We start from the raw sequence: 17,175 nt of genomic DNA, 5'->3' as shown, positions 1-17,175 counted from the left end.
GCGAGGGCCTCTTTCTCCACGTGCATCCCATACATGGACGGAGCAATCGAGGCGGTAATCATCCGAAGGATGTCGGGACTCGACCCCGCCTCGCGGATGAGTCGTGCGTCCTCTTCCGTCACCTCGATCTCTTCGAATTCGACTTGCTCCTTCTCGACGGAGTTGACGTCCATGAAGATGTCGAAGAGAGTCGACTTCGATCCCGGTCGTCCCTTCTGGACGCTCCGCAGGATCCCGCTCATCACGATGCGCTCCCCTGGGGTGATACGGCCGGTGAGATCGTCCTCGACGTACAGCGTGAGCCGTTGCGGCTCCTGCCCTCCCCGGAGGCCTTCCGGCGATTCCTGAATCTCGAGCTTCTGCGTGTCGAGATACAGGGACGTCTCCGTGAGGAGTTTGAACTTCGTCGCGCTCGCCGATCGTTTGCAACCGCCCTGTTCCTCGTAGCACTCGAGCGGTTCGCGGAAGTTCTGTCCATCCTGGGGCTCCTTGATGATCGTGCCGCACCGGAGGCACTGGAACAGCGCATCCGTGACGCGCGGACGGACTTCCGTGGACTTGCGGACCAGTCCCTCGACGGCGATGTACTGTCCGAGGTGCTTCGCGCGGAGGTCCCGAATCGGGATTCGGCGATCGCGCGGAAGGGCTCGAACCCGGAGATGGATGAAGGCCGCTTCCTCTCCCGGCGGCACGAGGCGACGGATCGCCTCCTCGCCCGCCGCGAGGACGTTCAACGGGTGCCGCAACAGGTAGATCGCCATGTCCGTGTCGAAGCGGTTCATCTCGTCGAACGCGACCGCCAGGCTCCGCTCCTCCGGATAGCGGTCGGCAACGGAGATGATCCTGGAGAGGTACCCCATCTCTTCGAAGAACTCCTCCCACTTGGCGATCAGTTCGTCTTGCGGAAACTCGACGAGCACGCCTCTCCCCCGGCTCGGAGGCGGCGCAGCATCGGGGACGGTCATATCGTTTCGAGTCTCCCTTCCACTGTCGCCCGCATCACGCGTGATTCTAGGTCCGGCCGTTTCCACTGGAGTTCGGACGCTGCGACAGAGCGCGTCATCCGCACGGCGAGTAACCGCACGAGCGGCAACGAACGCAGCCGTCGGCGCGCTCGAGGGCCGCTCCACATTCCGGACATTCGACTCGGAGCTGAACCCCTTGCGGCCGGAGCGAATCCGAGGACTCGGCTCTCGGGGGGCGCAGACTCCTCACCCATCCGAGTCATACGACCTCGGCCCATTAAAGGGGTCCCGGGAGGGGTGTGCGAAAGTGCCGAGCCCGCGCGAAGCTTCATTCCGAGCGACGCATTTCCCTGGATGAATGGAGCTCCCGGAGGAACTCGCCGCGCTCCAGCGGTTCCACGGACACCTCGGCGTCTATGTGACCCTGGGCCTCCGCATGGGCGCGATCGGGAAGCGGCGGTTCGGTCACTACAAGGGGCTCACGGCGACCGTCCGGAGCGAGCCCGAGCCGCCGATGCGGTGCGTCCTCGACGGAATCCAGTTCTCCAGCGGCTGCACCTTCGGGAAAGGGAACATCTCCCTCGAGCCGGCGCGCGAGCCAGAGGTGACGTTCGAGAAGGACGGCAAACGCCTGCGGATTGCGTTGAAGGCGGGATGGCGCGCGCGCATCGACCGGGAGATGTCGAAGGAGAAGGAGATCGAGCAGTCGCTCTTCTACTTCGAGATCCCGGAATCCGACGTATTCGAAATCGGAGAGGGCTAAGTCGGACCGCCCGGCGGTTGCTGGAATGCGTACCCGCAGTAGAAGCACGTCACGTCGATCGCGTTGACGGTCGTGCCGCATCGCGGGCACATTTTCGTCGCGGGGGCGATCCCCGGCAGACCGATCGGGGGCGCGGGCGGTGGCGCCGGGGCGACCCGCGGTTGGTTTTCTTTCTTTCGAGCGAGTAGCATTCCAAGGATGAGGAAAGCAACCAGGACGAGGACGATGATGGCGGCGATGCCGATGGCGAGGGACGAGGGTGCCTGCGGTGGCGGCGCGGACTGCCGCGTCAAGCTGAACGTTCGTTCCAAGGAGCCCCGCAAGCCCGACGGATCGACGACGTCCAGATGGAACACGGCCTGGGCCACCTCGATGTCAGGTGCCGTCCAGGTAACCGAAGTCACCCCGGCCGCGCCTGTGACGAGCGGGGTTGTCGCGTTCGCGATTGTGACGTTCGCCCAGACGGGCAACTGGGCCGCCGGGACCAAGTCGTCGGACATCGTCCACGCGAAGGTGATGATCGAGGCCGCCGCGAAGGTCTGGCCTTCCATCGGAGATTGGATCGAAACGATCGGGGGCTGGTCCGTTGCGAAGATGACGGGGAAGCACGTGGACATGAACGGACCCCAGTTCCCGGACGTGTCCAGTGCATCAATCCATGCGCACGTGCTGCCGACTCCGACCGCGAGGTCGCCTTGCCACGAGACATTCTCCACGGAAGAGTCGAAGGCTCCATCGACGGCAATCATTGCGAGACCCGTTCCCGAATCCGTGGGAATGGGCGCTGGTGTCTGCAAGAACAACTCGGCCGCGGCAATTCCGCTGCCCCCTCTGGCGCGGTCGTCCGCCGTCGCCGTGAACGTCGTTAGGAATCCTGCGCCCGGCGGCCTCGGGTCCACCCGCACGCTCCCCGCCCAGAGGATCGGGCCATCCGCATCCCCGCCGGGTCGCTCGATCGCGAACGTCGTATCGGTCGAATCCGCAGCGGAGAGGGAGGGCGTCCCGTCGTCCTGCGCCCGGATCCGGAGGAGATAGCGGTCGCCGTTCGGGACCGCTCGGATGTCCCACGTGAAGGAGCGGTCGCCCGGAAGCGGCGTTGCAATCGTCGTCCATGTCTGGCCGCCGTCCGCGCTCGACTCGAGCGTGAAGCCCGCGATGCCGACCCCGGATCCATAGGCCGTGGCGCTCCAGGCGACCGCGATCGAGGAGCCGGAGAAGACGCCGCCCGGCGGCGAGGTGATCGCGACGTCCGGGTGATCGCGGTCCAGCGTCGTGGCGGACGCGCTGACGAGCCACCGCAAGGACGCGTCGAGGATCGCGGCGCGGGTCGTGCTCCCCAGATTCAGGTTCGTGAGCGTCGAATCGACGCTGGTGAGCTCGAAGGCGAAGTAGACCAAACGGGACGGGGTCCCGCTCCAGACCCCGACGCCCGAGGTCACGTTGGCGGACGAAGAGACCCACCGAAGCGCATCGGGTCGGTTCTGCTGACACTGCGGCGCGGGCGGCGACGGACTCACCACCTGACTGTCGGTCCACACCGTCGTCGCGGTTCCTCCTGCCGCGACGGGAGCGAACTGGTCGTCCGCCCCGCCATCTCGGTGCGGGGTGTACGGGACGCCCGCGCCATAGGCGCCGCTGATCGGATCGCCGTTCACGCCTTTCACAGCCCCGATCGACAGGGGATCGCAGTCGAACGTCGCCTTGAGGACACCCCCGACCCACGCGACGGTCTCGGGGGTCGAGAACGTCGAGTCGGGGCTCGCGAGCGCCCACGCGGAGTCGTGGGACGAAACGAGGAGGCGTCCACCTCCGTCGAGATACGCCTTCACGAGGGATCGGGACGATGCGTTGAAGGGCGGGTACTGTTCGAGGCCGACCTGCCAGATCACGGCGCGACGCGATTGCAGGAGGGCGAGCGGCGGCAGGCCGAGGTCCGCGACGCGCCAGAGGGACCACGTCCACGCGTTGTCGTTCAGGGCCGCCGCGTACGAAGCCTCCCGCTCCGGAGGGAACGAATCGCCCCCGATCACGAGGAGCACGTCGCCGAGCGGAGCCGTGCGGAACGCATAGGCAAGGCCGCCGTTCGAGTCCGTCGTCGCGTTGCCGAGGCGGGTCCGGGATTCGATGGCGAAATAGTACACGGTGTCCGGACTGAGGGACGAGAGCGTGATCGCGTGGTCCAGAAGAAGGCTGGGCGCCCTCGCGTTCAGGTTCAGCGAGTCGGGGCTCGTCCCGTACCGGACTTCCCCGCTCGCAGGCACGTCCGTTGCCCAGCGCAGGCTCGCCGAGAATGTTCCGATGTCCGTCGCCCGGACGTCGTGGATCGTGGGGCCGCTCGCGAGGACGTGTGCAAGGGCCGTGCTCGTATGCGGAGGGGACGAATCCTGGTACGCTGCCGTGATCGTGTCTCCCTCCCGGACTTGGAGGACGCCGTCGGGGGCCGCCGTACCAAAGGCGGTGCCGATCGTTCCGCGCCAGAGCTCATCGGGGACGGCGCGCGTGAGGGACACGTTCTCCCCCGCGGGCTCGATGCCCGAGGTGATGTGCACCACCGCCGAAGACGCAGCCGGGTCGTCGACCGCGATCCGGATCGTGTCCGCCTCCGAGTACGCGACCCGATCCAAGGTGACGCGGCCGTACGAGGGGTCGAGGCTCCCCGACGCGACGAGGGCGAACGGCTGCGGCCCGACCGGGACGTTGGAGCCGATGACCCGCACCTTCCAGTCGCCCGCGATCGCGTTCTTCAGGATCACGGCCTCCTCCACGTTCGTCGTGTCGAACGTGCCGCCGGCGAGGGACTGCCCCTGCGCGAACGGCGCGAAGTTGTTACCGCGGTAGACGGTGCCATCGGGCGCCGTCACCAAGAGGTCGAGGTCGTTGATGAGGGTCTTCGCGGCCCCGAGGGTGCCCGGGTAGTCGTTCCATGCGAGGACGAACTTGATGCGCCCCGGGACGGCGACATGGAAGGTGTACGCCCCCTCGTCGCCCGTGAGGAGGCCGTCCGTCCCGTCGACGACCTGCGTCCGGAACGTGTCGCCCGCCGCGGCGATCGGCAGGACGTTCGAAAGGAGGACGCGTCCGAACCCTTGCTCGTTGTTCGGCCACGTGTCCGCCGACGACCGCGCGACGGTCCCGCTGCCCGTGACCTGAGCGCCCGAGGCGATCAGCATGGCGCGGACGAGCGCCGCGCTCGGGTTCATCACGTTCGCGGGCACGGGCCGCGCCGCGGGGTACCAGCCGTCGACGAAGTATTGGCGGATGATCGCCGCCGCGGCGGACGCCGCCGGCGTCGCATAGCTCGTCCCCGCCCAATGAGCGTCCGCGAGTCCCGTCCCGCTCAGCGGGTCGCCGTCGGACATCGCCGAGTCGCCGTCGAAGATCGTCACGATGGTCGGCTCAATCCGTCCGTCGGAAGCCGGCCCGCGAGCGCTTTGCGGGGCGAGGTCGTTTTGATCGAGACCTCCGCCCGTGTCGGGATTCCACGCCCCGCCGACTGAGACGATGTCCTTTGCCGTCGCCGGCGTTCCTACGCTGCCGGGACCGCACGCCGTGACGCAGTTGCCCGCCGCGAACAGGATCGTCATGTCGGGGTGCGCCCAGACGAACGCATCGACCATCCGCGCCTGCACGTCGTACACGTTCGTGTCCGCGCCCCAGCTGTTGCTGTGCACTCGGACCGGAGCGGCGGGGTCGTTATAGACAAGGCCCGGAGGCCCGAACAGATTTTCGTAGTTCTCCGGGAGGTAGATGAGGCCCTCGTTCGGACAGACCGCGAGGCCTTGGAATCCGCCGACGTCTTCGAGGTAGATCTTCCCCTGCAGCGCGTCCCCGTCGTTCGGAGACGAGCCCAGGCCGTTGTCGTTCCCCGCGAGCGTCGAGGCGACGCCGGTTCCGTGGCCGTGATCGCAGTCCTTGATCGACCAAGGATCCCAGGGGCCGCCCCCACCGGGCCACGTGATCTGTTCGGTCAGGACGCCCATGTTCAGGTAGCGGACGACCTTGCGGCGGCTCATGTCCGTCGTATTGTAGATGTCGCCGATCGTGATCGCCGCCGTCGAGTGACGGAACGACGCGCCGTCGTAGTCGAGGCCCGTGTCCGCCATCCCGATCACCTGGCCGCGCGCATCGAGCCCGTACCACCAGTACCGATAGTCCCCGGTCCCGTTCGAGAACGTGTGATTCGTCTGGATGACCCAATCCGTCTGCGCGTTGAGCGCGTGCACCCTCTCGACGACGTCGATGAATTCGACGGTGGGGAGGTCGGCGAGCGATCGCAAGAGGCCGGCGGTGATTTCCGCGCGCACCCAGCGGAAGTCGCTGCTGCCGAACGAACCCAGCACGCCGCCGTCGCCGCCGGGCACGCCATGGTGGGCGAGCCACGCCTCGATTCCCTCGGGCGCTTCGCCGGGGAACACGACGATCCGGACGTCCACGGACCCCGTGGTCGGCATGTCGGCCCGCATCTTCCACGATGGATCGAACGGACCGACCCAGTCGACGAACGGGAGGGACGACAACGCCTCCAGATCGTGCGGCGAACCGCGCACCACGAACGCGTCTTGCGGGAGGTATCGGAGGACGGTCGCCCCGCTCCCTTCCAGGAGAGGTCCCCACTCCGCCTTGATCGGCGCATGGAAGTGGACGACCCCGATCGCATGGCCGGTCGCGTCCAAGGTCCACACGGGCCGACGGGAGACGAGGGCCTTGACATCGACCGGTCCGTTGACCAGCTCGAGGACGGACGCACGAGCCAACTGCTCTGCGTGCCGACCTCGGAAGGCGAGTTCGTTCAGGCTCATCGCCGGCCCGCGCGCGACGCGGTAGGCACCGTACGATTCGAGGAGCTGCGCCCCCGCGTCGCCGATTTGAGCAGCAGTCGCGTCCGTGCGGAACGTGAGGAGAGGGCCCGTCGGCGGGGCCGTTGGAATGGGACCCCGTGGACTCGTCCACGGAATTTCGATCATGACGACGAGGGCGAGCGCAACCGTGACGAGGAGACGGAAGCGACGAAGGACCGTAAGCGCTGCCTCCTGGCTCGCGTTGGGGGCGGGGGGTTCCGCTCCGATTCGCTGGGATGCCACGTGCCGCACATTAGGCTTTTGGCCCAATTCTCGGCGGGCCTTGACGCATCGTCTTCATCGGGCGACGAGTCGAGTTCGGACGGCCCACAACAAGCTCCGACGCGATGCGGACACAGACGAAAAAAGAAAGGGGGAGTAAGAGGGAGTGGGGTGGCGCAGTGCACGTCCTCGATAAGATGATTTTTGCACTCGGTCTGTGAGCAACATTTCGGCTGGAAACGTTTATTTGTTATCCGGTTTGTTACCACGTTGAAGGGCGGGGAGCCGATGTTCGTTCCAGAGAGGAATCTCAAGGACCTCGTCGTCTCGTACATCCGGGAGCGGGAGCGGTCGATTAGCTCCCTGACGAAACAGCTCAGACAGGACGGCTACGCCTTCCATCGACTCTTCGTAACGGGATATCTGAAGGCGCTGAGCGACCTCGGCGTGCTCCGGGAGAAAGAGATCCCGCCCGCGAAGGTCTACACGACATCGGCCCATCGAGCGGCGAACCTCTACGAGGCCGTCGGTTCCCGGTGCCGGGATTCCGCGCGCGAGGAGACGGAACAGGTGCGACTCGCGATCGGCGTCCTCCAGAAGCTGTTCCGACGTCCCATCTTCCTCCGGGAGTTGCGGGAGTGCGGCTTCGCCGGCGCAATCGATGCGCCGGCGGCCCCACGCGAAGAGCGGGACGAGGCGCGACGCGGTCTCATCAAGGTCGGCTTGCAGCTCCCGACGAACGAGCCCGCCTACACGGTCTCGGAGCGCCGCAACGAGTTCCGCGACGAGATCCTTCGAGAACTCATCATCGATCGATTCGGCCTCGGTGGGCTGGTCCTCGAAACGAAGCAGATGAAGTTGACGGAGCGTTGAGCGAGGGAGCTAGGCCGTCGAGGTGGATGCTCAGCTCCGACGCCGGGTGACCCGAATGCCTCCTCGGTCCCGCACTCCCGCGAGCGTTGGTAGTCCGCGGTTAGGCTGCTCACTTCCGTGCCTGACCCGTTCCCCACGGTCGGGACAGAGACCACCGCTCTCCAGCTGCGTTCCCTGCCGCCTCCAGCCCCGCGGGACAGAACCTCAACGTTGGCATCCGGACCAGCGCCAGACTGGGAGCACCGCCCCCGACTGTCACCGCCCCATGAGGACGATTTGGGTCTATAAGCGGACGCCCGACCCGCCGGTCAAGCCTAGCGGCGTTCTCAACCGACGCAGCCTATATAATCCTTCGCGGGTGGCGGTTCTGCATCAAAAACGATTGTCTCGTCACGAGGTCATCCTTCATCGGGGGAGGAGAGTCCGAAGTTTCTCGTCTTCGGTCTAGTTGGGCTAGTCCCTTTGTCCTCGTTCATCGTCCCATCCTCGTCGCGTGCGACGCAGCTGTCCGCGGTTCCGATCGCGGTGGGGTCCCGCTCCACAGCTTAGCAAAACGGTTAAGGGGTCAGGTCCCAATCCTCGCTGGGGCGGGGATCGCGTTGAAAGGGTTTTCGTTCGCGTTGATTGTACTAGTCGTGGCATCGGCGCTGATGGTCCCGCAGGCGACCGCTCGCGCGGGTACGGATTCGGCGGTCCCGGCGGTCCGTCCCAATGCGCACCCGGCGTCCGTCGTGCCGTTCTTGCCGAACATCCGCATCACCGACGGGTCGTCGCCGTTCGCCTGGCAAGTCGAGCCGACGATGGCGATCAACCGTTCCGGGACGATCTTCGCCGGGTGGAAGGAGACGGACGGACCGGAGGCGGCGGGACTCCGGGTCGGTTCGTCGTACTCGACGGACCAGGGCCAGACGTGGGCCCCGAACATCCTCCAGAACCAGTCCCATCCGAACCGGGGGTGCCACAACTCGGATCCCTGGATGGCGCTCGGGCCGGACGACCGCGTCCATTACGCGTACCTGGAGTACGATTGCGGCTCCTACTTCAACGTCCAGAACACGACCACAGGGACTGACTGGGGGACCGTGCACACCGTCGTGGGGAACGGAGGCCTCGTCGACAAGGACGCGATGTGGGTCGATCCGAGCAACCGGATCTATGCGATCTGGGACGAAGGCAACGTCCTCGCGGTGACATGGTCCGACAACGGCGGCGCGACGTGGAAGAAGCCTTTCGTCAATCCGCAGGACTCGGCGAGCTCGAACGTCCTCGGCACGGTGATCGAGACGGCGGCGAACGGGACCGTGTACGTTGTCTGGTGGGACTTCAGCCAGAGCAACATCTACTTCGACTGGTCCTCGGATCGCGGGACGACCTGGCACACGGACAAGCGAGTCAACGATCGCGACGGGTCCGCGTCCGGCGGAGGCTGGCAGCTCTCGATTCCCGCGATGAACGTGGACCAGAACTCTGGCGCGATCTACGTCGCGTGGCCGGACATGCGCAACGGGAACCTGGACATCTACATGTCCGGATCGACGGACGGCGGCCTGACCTGGTCCGCGAACAAACGGATCAACGATGCCAGCGGGTCCACGACGCAGTACATGGTCGATCTCGCGATCGACAGCCACGGCACCGTCCACGCGGCGTGGGAGGACCAGCGGAGCGGCGCGTGGAACATCTACTACTCGAACTCCACGGACGGCGGCGCGACGTGGGCCGCGAACCTCCGCGTCAGCTCGGCGGACACCCCGGGGTCCTACAACCGACCGGGGGACTACTTCGCGATCGAGGCCGGGCCGAACGATTACATCTACGTGATTTGGACGGATGGCCGCGGCGACGACTTCGACATCTACTACGCTCGAAGTCCCGGGTTCCCCGTTGCGACCGTGACCGTGGACACGGATCCGGCGGGATTGCCCGTCACCGTCGATGGCGTGACGGCGGCGAGCCCCGAGACCTTCAATTGGACGATCAACTCGACCCATTCCCTCTCGGTCTCCTCCCCGATCCCGATCGGTCCAGGGTCCCGCTACATGTGGCTCTCATGGAGCGACGGTGGAGCGATGACCCACGACGTGATCGCCGATGCGGACCGGGTCCTGACCGCTCGCTTCGTGAAGCAGCATCAGGTCTCCGTCGGCACGTTCCCGTCGGGCCGGACGGTTTTGGCCGACAACGTGTCGATCGTCGCTCGGACGACGTTCTGGTGGGACGACGGCGTGCTCCACTGGCTGGAGGCCCCTCCGCAGCCGGACGACACGCCAGAGGCCCGGTACGAATGGCGTTCGTGGAGCGACGGGATGGCGAGAGCCCACTCCGTCGCTCCGACGGCTCCCCTCTCCCTGACGGCGACGTTCGTCGCCGAGGCGACCCTCCACATCGCCACCTCGCCGGAGGGGCTTGGCTTCTTCCTCGACGATGTCGAGTACAATTCGTCGCAGACGCTCTGGTTGGAGCCGGGGTCGAGCCACTTCGTATTCGTTCCCCCGTCACAATCGGCCCCCGGGGCCCGTTACACGTTTGTGGAATGGAGCGACGGCGGCTCCTTCGCCCACTCGATTCTGTTTTCAGGCGCGATGAGCTTGGAGGCGAGGTTCCGCACCGAGTTTTACCTGACGGTCACGAGCCCCTTCGGAGAGGCAAGCGGTGGCGGCTGGTACGACGAGGGCACGATCGCGTTCGCGAGTCTGAGCAGCACCTCGGTTCCCGGGGCGACGGGCGTCCGGCACGCGTTCGTCGGTTGGACGGGGGATGCAGGCGGCGCTGGGGCGGTGTCGGACGGCATCCTGATGGACGGACCCAAGAGCGCAACCGCCGCATGGCGGACGGAGTACCACGTCCAAGTCGACTCGGACGTTGGGACCGTTGAGGGGACCGGGTGGTATCCCGCGGGAGAGACCGTTCACCTCAGCGCGCCGGTCGAGAGGACGGAATCCGGTTCCACCTATCGGTTCGCGGGCTGGACCGGGAGCGTCACATCCGCGGAACCATCGATTACGATCGAACTGGTGGGGCCCATGACGGTTCGAGCGACGTGGGAACCTGCTGGAGGCCTCGGAACCCTCTCGTCGTCGGCGACCGTCATCGGTTTAGCGGTCTCGGTTGTCGTTCTCGCGGCCGTCGTCGGTCTCCTCGCGTGGCGTCGTCGTCGGCGACGGGACTGAATTCCTCGGGAGGGCGGCCTCCCGCCGCGCTTCTTTCGTCTTCTTGTACCGGCCGTACGTCGACAGGAGCAGAACTCCGCCGACGAAGAAAGCACCCGCGGAACACACGAGCCTCCACGATTCGAGATCGGCGCTGAGTCGCGCGGTGACGTAGAAGTTGATCGACGTCGCGATGATGAAAACGCCAATCGCCATCGGGGCCCAGACGCCGAGTATCGTCCGGACCCGCTCGATGTTCATCGGCTCATCAAGCGGATGATCGCTTCGGCGGGCTCGCCGCCGCATTCCTCGAGGGCCTTCCGGGCCTCCTCCTCGGAGACGCCGGCCTTCTCCGCGACGAGCTGCACGTCCTCTTCGGGGATCGAGACGGCTGCGCCTTCCACGGACTTCTTCGCATCGGCCCGGTCCCGCACGATTGGCTCGCCCACGACGGTCCAGATCTTCTGACCCTGCGCGGTCATCGCGGTCACGTTCGCGTCCCGGATCACATATTCCTTCGAGGCGGTGCGGATGATGACCTCCTCGACGCCATCGAGTTCTTCTTGCTCGATGCCCATCCGCTTCATCGCCTGGCGCATCTGCCGCGGGTTCACGCGTCCGCCCGGGATCATCGAATCACAGCTGAATGGATGGTCACGAGTCGGATAAAGGTTCTGGGAATTCGACCTCTCCATCGTATGTTTAAATAGCTCAGGGTCCATCGAATTCGCAGTGCGCGTCGCCGTCGTCTTCAAGGATCGGTGTCAGCCCAAGCGCTGCCATCTCGAGTGCATCGCGTTCTGCCCGCCGCAACGGACTGGAACCGAGGTCATCTGGATCGATCCAGAGACCACGAAGGCCGCGATCAGCGAGGAGACCTGCATCTCCTGCGGCATCTGCCTACCAGCGGGGATTCCCATCTCGACCGATTCCGGTGTGACCCCCATCGAAGGTGTCGCCCTCGGGGATCGGGTCCTCACGCATCGCGGACGGTATCGACCCGTGACCGCGCTGCACACTCGGATGTACACGGGCCGATTATACCGCATTCGGATCACAGGTCAGCCCGATCCCCTCGAGGTCACTGAGGAACACCCAGTCCTCGCCGTGCAGCGGAGACCCATCAAAGGCGGGCGACGGCTTGAGAAGGGCCGTGGCATCCTTAGGTGGGTTCGTCCATCCGAGCTGAAGACGGGCGATTACCTTGTCAAGCCGAGGGTAACCACTGCAGAGATGTCGGGGTCTTGGGACGTAGCCATTCCAATGATCTTAGGACGCAGTAACCATCCTCAGTGGTCCGAGCAGTTGATTTCTCTCCCGCTGACGGCCGAACTAGGCAGGATCGTGGGGTACTATCTCGCGGAAGGTTCAGTCAGTCGAAGCAGCGTCGCGTTCTCGTTCCACGAGAAAGAACAGAACTATCGGAACGATGTTCGACGACTCGTCCACCGAATCTTCGGCTATCGAGGACACGAAACCCAGAACACCGGCCGCGGACGCGGGGTGCGGTTTGACTCGGCAGTCCTAGCCCGAGTCTTGGGTTCTCTCGGGAGAGGATGTGATCAGAAACGGATTCCACCGGTTTTCATGACGGCACCTCCTGACGTAAAGGCAGAACTTATTCGCGGCTTCTGGCGTGGCGATGGACATCGCGGCTTCCATGGCGCCTACTTCGGCCTCGTCACCACATCCGCTCACTTGGCGTATCAAACCCAGGAACTCCTCGTGAGTTTGGGAATCGCCGCGAGCGTAACCTCGTTCTCGCCTGTTGGTAAGCGTCGCACCTATCACGTTCTTGTCACCGCCGAATTTTCTGAAAAGATGGCGCGGCTTCTGGGGGTTCAGGTCCGCGACAATCGAAACCGATGGGCGAGCCACTATGCATTGGACCACGAATTTGCCTACGCCCCTATCCGAAATATCCAAACCTTGGACGTCAGCGACTTGCAGGTTTTCAACCTGGAAGTGGAAGAGGATCAGACATATACGGCTGCAGGAGTGGCCGCGCATAACTGTGTCCGCAAATGTCCGTTTGACGCCATTCGAATCATCGGGCTACCGGAAGCCCTAAAAGAGGATTTGGTCCACCAGTATGGAAAAAACGCGTTCCGGCTATTCCGACTCCCGGTCCCGAAGAAGGGCGAGGTCATCGGGCTCCTTGGGCCGAACGGAATCGGGAAGACGACGTGCGTCGGCCTGCTCAGCGGGGAACTCGCCCCGAACCTGGGTCACTATCGACGCAAGAAAGCGTACTGGGAGGAAGTCCTGGACTACTTCGCCGGCACAGAGCTCCACGACTACCTCGAGAAGATTGCGAACACGCGACTCACGACGGCGATCAAGCCGCAATATGTGGACAAGTTGAGCAAGGTCTACAGCGGCCGCGTGCGAGACCTCCTGACCAAGATCGATCGTCGCGGGCGGCTCCCCGAGCTCTCCGCCTCCCTCGAACTGGACTCGTTCCTCGATCGAGACATATCGCAACTGTCCGGCGGGGAGCTGCAGCGGATGGCGATCGCCGCGACGATGCTCAAGGACGCGGACATCTACTTCTTCGACGAGCCCTCGTCCTACCTCGACATCTACCAGCGGCTCCACGTCGCGAAGGTCATCCAGTCCTTGTCGAAGGAGAAGTACGTCGTCGTCGTGGAGCACGACCTCGCGGTCCTCGACTTTCTCGCCGACACCGTCTTCCTGATGTACGGGGAGGAGGGCGCCTACGGGATCATCGCCCAACCGCGGCCCGTCCGCACCGCGATCAACGTCTATCTGGGCGGCTATCTGAAGGAGGAGAACATCCGCTTCCGCGACCGCGAGATCCGGTTCGACACGCGGCCCCCGCGCGGCGACTGGAAGGGGGAGACCCTCGTCACGTTCGACGAGCTCACGAAGCGGTTCGAAGACTTCAAGCTCACGGTCCGCCCCGGCCGCCTCCGCAAGGGGGAGGTCGTCGGCGTCGTCGGCCCGAACGCGACCGGCAAGACGACGTTCGTGAAGATGCTCGCCGGCCTAGAGGCTCCGACGACCGGGGGCGTCAAGGGCAAGTGGCAGGTGTCGTACAAGCCGCAGTACCTCGAGTCCGCCTACGAGGGCACGGTGGGGGAGCTGCTCCGGAACACGGTCGGCAAGAAGGCGGAATCGGGATACTTCGACTCGGAGATCCTCCAGCCCTTACGACTCAAGGGAATGACGGAGCGGGACGTCTCGACGCTGTCCGGGGGCGAGCTGCAGCGAGTCGCGATCGCGCTCTGCCTGGGTCGGGACGCCGATATCTACCTGATCGACGAGCCCTCCGCGTACCTCGATTCGAACCAGCGCATGGAGGCCGCCCGGACGATCCGCCGGGTCATGGAGAAAGAAGCGCGGACGGGCCTCATCGTCGACCACGACGTCTACTTCCTCGACATGGTGGCGGACAGCCTGATGGTCTTCTCCGGGGATCCAGGCCGCCACGGGCTCGGGGAGGGGCCGTTCCCGATGCGCGAGGGGATGAACCGGTTCCTGAAGATGGTGGGAATCACTTTCCGGCGGGACGCGGACACGAACCGGCCGAGGATCAACAAGCTCGACTCCCGGCTGGACCGCGAGCAGAAGTCCGCGGGCGAATACTACTACGCGATCGAAGAGGCCGCGTGAGCGGCGTGAATCAGGCGGATGACGGGAGAAGGCGTCCCCTCCCGTCCGCGACGGGCTCGCCCTGCTCCACGATCGGCTCGCCTCGGAGGTAGACGGCCAGCGGGAAGCATCCCTCCATTCCCTCGAAGGGCGTCCAGTCGCACCTAGCCCGGAGTCGCTTTGCGGTGATCCGCTCGACCCGGCGCGGGTCGACCGCGAGGAGGTCCGCGTCGCTCCCGATCTCGATGGATCCTTTCCGGACGCCGAGGAGTTCCGCGGGCCGGGTGGCCGTCGCCGACACGAGCCGTTGCAGTTCGATGTCGCCCGCGCGCGTGCGACGCATCAAGAGCGGAAACGCCGAGCCGACTCCGGGCACCCCGGCGGGCGCTTCGTCGAACGGACCTTCCTTCTCCTCGAGCGCGTGCGGAGCGTGGTCGCTCGCGACGATGTCGCCGCGGCCTGCGCGGAACGCTTCCCAGAGCGCTTTGCGGTCCTCGGGTGATCGGAGCGGCGGATTCACCTTCCCCCGGGCCCCGAGCGGCCGCCTCCAATCGAGGAAGAGATGGTGGGGGGTCACCTCGGTCGTCACGCCCGGAAGGGCGGCGTCCAGCGCTTCCACGCAGGTGACATGGGCGACGTGAACCCTCGCGGATCCGGCGACCGGCGCAAGGGACGAGATCGCCTTCTGCTCGGCTTCTTTCGGCCGAGCGGTTGAGTGACCGCGGAGATCGCGGCCCGGGTCTTTGGCCAACAGGGACGGATCCTCTGCGTGGACGACGACTAGCTTCTGTTCGCGTCCCGCGGCGTCGACGACGTCCGGGACGGCTTCCGGTTTTATCTGGAGTCCTCCGGTCGACTCTGCCAAGTAGATCTTGAAAGCGGCCGCGTCGGCCAGGGATGAGACGACCCCTGCCTCCTGCGGCGCGGCGTAGAGCGCATAGTCGACGCAAGCCCGTCCCCGCAAGACCGAGATCTTGTCCTCGAGGATTCGATGCCGCGTCACGGCGGGTCGGGTGTTCGGCATGTCGGCCACCGTCGTGACGCCGCCGATCGCCGCGGAGCGCGTTCCGCTCGGGAAGTCCTCCTTGTGCGTGAGGCCCGGATCGCGCATGTGGACATGGAGATCGACGCAGCCCGGGAGGATGACCGCCTCCCCGTGATCGATTTCCTCGTCGCCACGCAAAACCCGCTTGATCGCCGCGATGCGTCCGTCCTCGTCGATGCCGAGGCTCAACGGCTCAAGGCGACCTCGATAGAAGATGCGGCCTCTAAGGACCCGCATGCGCCGCCCCCAGGTTCCGGCGCACGACGGCCCCGCGCGGTTCCACCTCGCCGAAGACCTCCGCCTGGAACTTGTAGACCCGGGTCTGCGGGTCGAGCCATGCATCGGCGAGCAGGCCCGCCTTCATGCACGCCTCCGACAGGAACTCCGAGGCGTCCCAGGCGTACTCCATTGCGACCTGCGGCAGGAGGAGTCCCCGGTACGGGCCTTGCGCGATGCTCAGCCCGTCCACGCCGACCGTGAGGTGTTTCGGCAAGTCCTTCGGTCTCTTCACATCGATCAGCTGGGGGGGAGTCAGGATGCTGACCTCGATCGTGATGCGGTCGACCTCATCGGGCCCGAGCCGAGGGAACCGCGGGTCCTCCGTGGCGCCCTCCGCGCCCTTCTCGATGGACTTCACGAGCGTGAAGAACGGCTGCGGGTATCCGATGCACCCGCGGAGTTCGCCGCCCGGATGCGTGTTCAGCGTCACGAACGCGCCGGACTTCTCCTCGAAGCGTCGAGGCACCTCGAAACCGCGCTTCTCGCGTCGCATCACGAACGCCTCGAGCGCCTCGCGCGCGATGCGCACGGCGAGTTCGCCCTCCCGGTCCGCGTACTCCATTCGCTTCCGCAACCAGGGCACGGGCCTTAACATTGTCGGCGTGGTTGCGCGCGTCGTCTCGGGAGGGAGCAAACCTTTTATCGCCCGCGGCCGCATTGACGCCATCGCCATGCGGGCCCGCATCCCCGTCATCGAAATCATGACGACGGTGCCCGTCACGATCCCGGCCGATGCGACGGCCGCCGAGGCGGCGACGATCATGCGGGACCGGGACATTGGCAGCCTCGTCGTCCTCGAGGGCGGCAAGCCCACCGGGATCGTCACCGAACGGGATCTCGTGACGAAGGTCGCGGCGTCGGACCTGCAGCCGAGCCGTGTCGTCGTGAAGGACATCATGACATCTCCGATCGTCGCAATCCATCCGCACGAGGAGGTCGCGGAGGCGGCGAAGCAGATGTCCCAACGCAAGATCCGTCGGCTGCCCGTCATCGAGGAGGGAAAGCTCGTCGGCATCGTCACGGAAAACGATATCCTCCGGATCTGGCCGCAGCTGATCGAGGTCACGCGCGAGTATGCGCGGGCGGGCCTCGAGTCGCAGTTCGCACAGGGGATCGAGGGGCACTGCGACGCCTGCGGCGTCTATTCGACGAGTCTGATGTGGGATCGCAACTTGCTCGTCTGCCCGGAGTGTAGGGGCGGATAATTTCCTCAGGTTCCGTCGCGTTTGCGGTTAATGGCATCTATTGGACAACCACGACCGCAACGAACTCCACTCCGCATCCGCTCCTCCCGTGCGCATCCCAGGAGCCCTGGGATGTCGTAGAGGGGACTCACCACATCACAGCGGAGGGCACCGGGGTGGAACCGTACACCCCTTGGCCTCCTCATGGGAGGCCGGGTTGGCCTGTTGGCCTGTTGGTCGGC

The 17,175-nt window shown here is 65.5% G+C and carries 12 protein-coding genes and 1 other RNA gene; 5 read left to right on the top strand and 8 right to left on the bottom strand.

What is annotated here, in order from left to right; all coding sequences use genetic code 11:
* Positions 1 to 920, bottom strand: a 920-nt coding sequence (locus tag VF992_11205; protein HEX9341717.1) for a hypothetical protein, incomplete at its 3' end; no start/stop codon positions are given.
* 403 nt (positions 921 to 1,323) lie between these two features.
* Between VF992_11205 and VF992_11200 the strand changes: the two genes are divergently transcribed.
* Positions 1,324 to 1,728 (top strand): formylmethanofuran dehydrogenase subunit E family protein, encoded by a 405-nt coding sequence (locus tag VF992_11200; protein ID HEX9341716.1) that lies wholly within the window; start codon positions 1,324 to 1,326, stop codon positions 1,726 to 1,728.
* Here VF992_11200 and VF992_11195 read toward each other — a convergent pair.
* The gene (locus VF992_11195; protein ID HEX9341715.1) at positions 1,725 to 6,809 is read right to left on the bottom strand and encodes a S8 family serine peptidase; all 5,085 of its coding nucleotides are present in this window, start codon (positions 6,807 to 6,809) and stop codon (positions 1,725 to 1,727) included. The two genes, VF992_11200 and VF992_11195, sit on opposite strands and share 4 nt — an antisense overlap.
* Before the next feature lie 249 nt (positions 6,810 to 7,058).
* On the opposite strand from VF992_11195, the gene VF992_11190 reads away from it, so the two are divergent.
* Positions 7,059 to 7,661: a hypothetical protein gene (locus VF992_11190; protein HEX9341714.1), complete on the top strand. Its 603-nt coding sequence runs from the start codon at positions 7,059 to 7,061 to the stop codon at positions 7,659 to 7,661.
* Between the two features lie 7 nt (positions 7,662 to 7,668).
* Here the strand turns inward: VF992_11190 and ffs are convergent.
* Positions 7,669 to 7,981: signal recognition particle sRNA (ffs, locus tag VF992_11185), an RNA gene on the bottom strand.
* A 315-nt stretch (positions 7,982 to 8,296) separates the two neighbouring features.
* On the opposite strand from ffs, the gene VF992_11180 reads away from it, so the two are divergent.
* On the top strand, positions 8,297 to 10,831 hold the full coding sequence (locus tag VF992_11180; GenBank protein HEX9341713.1) for a sialidase family protein: 2,535 nt from the start codon (positions 8,297 to 8,299) through the stop codon (positions 10,829 to 10,831).
* Here the strand turns inward: VF992_11180 and VF992_11175 are convergent.
* The 3 genes from VF992_11175 to VF992_11165 all read right to left on the bottom strand — a co-directional run bounded on the left by VF992_11175 (position 10,757) and on the right by VF992_11165 (position 11,757).
* The gene (locus tag VF992_11175; GenBank protein ID HEX9341712.1) at positions 10,757 to 11,071 is read right to left on the bottom strand and encodes a hypothetical protein; all 315 of its coding nucleotides are present in this window, start codon (positions 11,069 to 11,071) and stop codon (positions 10,757 to 10,759) included. The two genes, VF992_11180 and VF992_11175, sit on opposite strands and share 75 nt — an antisense overlap.
* Positions 11,068 to 11,442: a nascent polypeptide-associated complex protein gene (locus tag VF992_11170; protein HEX9341711.1), complete on the bottom strand. Its 375-nt coding sequence runs from the start codon at positions 11,440 to 11,442 to the stop codon at positions 11,068 to 11,070. Before VF992_11170 ends, VF992_11175 begins: the two co-directional genes overlap by 4 nt.
* 132 nt (positions 11,443 to 11,574) lie before the next feature.
* Positions 11,575 to 11,757 carry a hypothetical protein gene (locus tag VF992_11165; GenBank protein ID HEX9341710.1) on the bottom strand — a complete coding sequence of 61 codons (183 nt, stop codon included), beginning with the start codon at positions 11,755 to 11,757 and terminating at the stop codon, positions 11,575 to 11,577.
* A 76-nt stretch (positions 11,758 to 11,833) separates the two neighbouring features.
* Between VF992_11165 and VF992_11160 the strand changes: the two genes are divergently transcribed.
* Positions 11,834 to 14,446, top strand: a complete 2,613-nt coding sequence (locus tag VF992_11160; protein ID HEX9341709.1) for a ribosome biogenesis/translation initiation ATPase RLI — start codon at positions 11,834 to 11,836, stop codon at positions 14,444 to 14,446.
* 10 nt (positions 14,447 to 14,456) lie between these two features.
* Here VF992_11160 and pyrC read toward each other — a convergent pair whose 3' ends face one another.
* Together pyrC and VF992_11150 are read right to left on the bottom strand one after the other, a co-directional pair.
* Positions 14,457 to 15,707, bottom strand: a complete 1,251-nt coding sequence (gene pyrC, locus VF992_11155; GenBank protein ID HEX9341708.1) for a dihydroorotase — start codon at positions 15,705 to 15,707, stop codon at positions 14,457 to 14,459.
* Entirely contained in the window at positions 15,694 to 16,311 is a 618-nt protein-coding gene (locus tag VF992_11150) for a TIGR00296 family protein (GenBank protein ID HEX9341707.1), read from the bottom strand. Before VF992_11150 ends, pyrC begins: the two co-directional genes overlap by 14 nt.
* A gap of 109 nt (positions 16,312 to 16,420) precedes the next feature.
* On the opposite strand from VF992_11150, the gene VF992_11145 reads away from it, so the two are divergent.
* Complete coding sequence (locus tag VF992_11145) at positions 16,421 to 16,954, top strand: CBS domain-containing protein (GenBank protein ID HEX9341706.1); 534 nt, start codon at positions 16,421 to 16,423, stop codon at positions 16,952 to 16,954.
* Positions 16,955 to 17,175: the final 221 nt, after the last annotated feature.

This window comes from Thermoplasmata archaeon (assembly GCA_036395115.1).
Taxonomy (GTDB): domain Archaea; phylum Thermoplasmatota; class Thermoplasmata; order RBG-16-68-12; family RBG-16-68-12; genus RBG-16-68-12.
Note: the sequence above shows the minus strand (reverse complement) of the source record. Positions and strands in the feature narration are given on the sequence as shown.

Bases quoted from the DNA above. Each gene is read 5' to 3' on its own strand.
- VF992_11200 (HEX9341716.1), top strand. From the start codon at position 1,324: ATGGAGCTCCCGGAGGAACTCGCCGCGCTCCAGCGGTTCCACGGACAC.
- VF992_11175 (HEX9341712.1), bottom strand. From the start codon at position 11,071: ATGAACATCGAGCGGGTCCGGACGATACTCGGCGTCTGGGCCCCGATG.
- VF992_11170 (HEX9341711.1), bottom strand. From the start codon at position 11,442: ATGATCCCGGGCGGACGCGTGAACCCGCGGCAGATGCGCCAGGCGATG.
- VF992_11165 (HEX9341710.1), bottom strand. From the start codon at position 11,757: ATGGGGGTCACACCGGAATCGGTCGAGATGGGAATCCCCGCTGGTAGG.
- VF992_11160 (HEX9341709.1), top strand. From the start codon at position 11,834: ATGTACACGGGCCGATTATACCGCATTCGGATCACAGGTCAGCCCGAT.
- pyrC (HEX9341708.1), bottom strand. From the start codon at position 15,707: ATGCGGGTCCTTAGAGGCCGCATCTTCTATCGAGGTCGCCTTGAGCCG.
- VF992_11150 (HEX9341707.1), bottom strand. From the start codon at position 16,311: ATGGAGTACGCGGACCGGGAGGGCGAACTCGCCGTGCGCATCGCGCGC.
- VF992_11145 (HEX9341706.1), top strand. From the start codon at position 16,421: ATGCGGGCCCGCATCCCCGTCATCGAAATCATGACGACGGTGCCCGTC.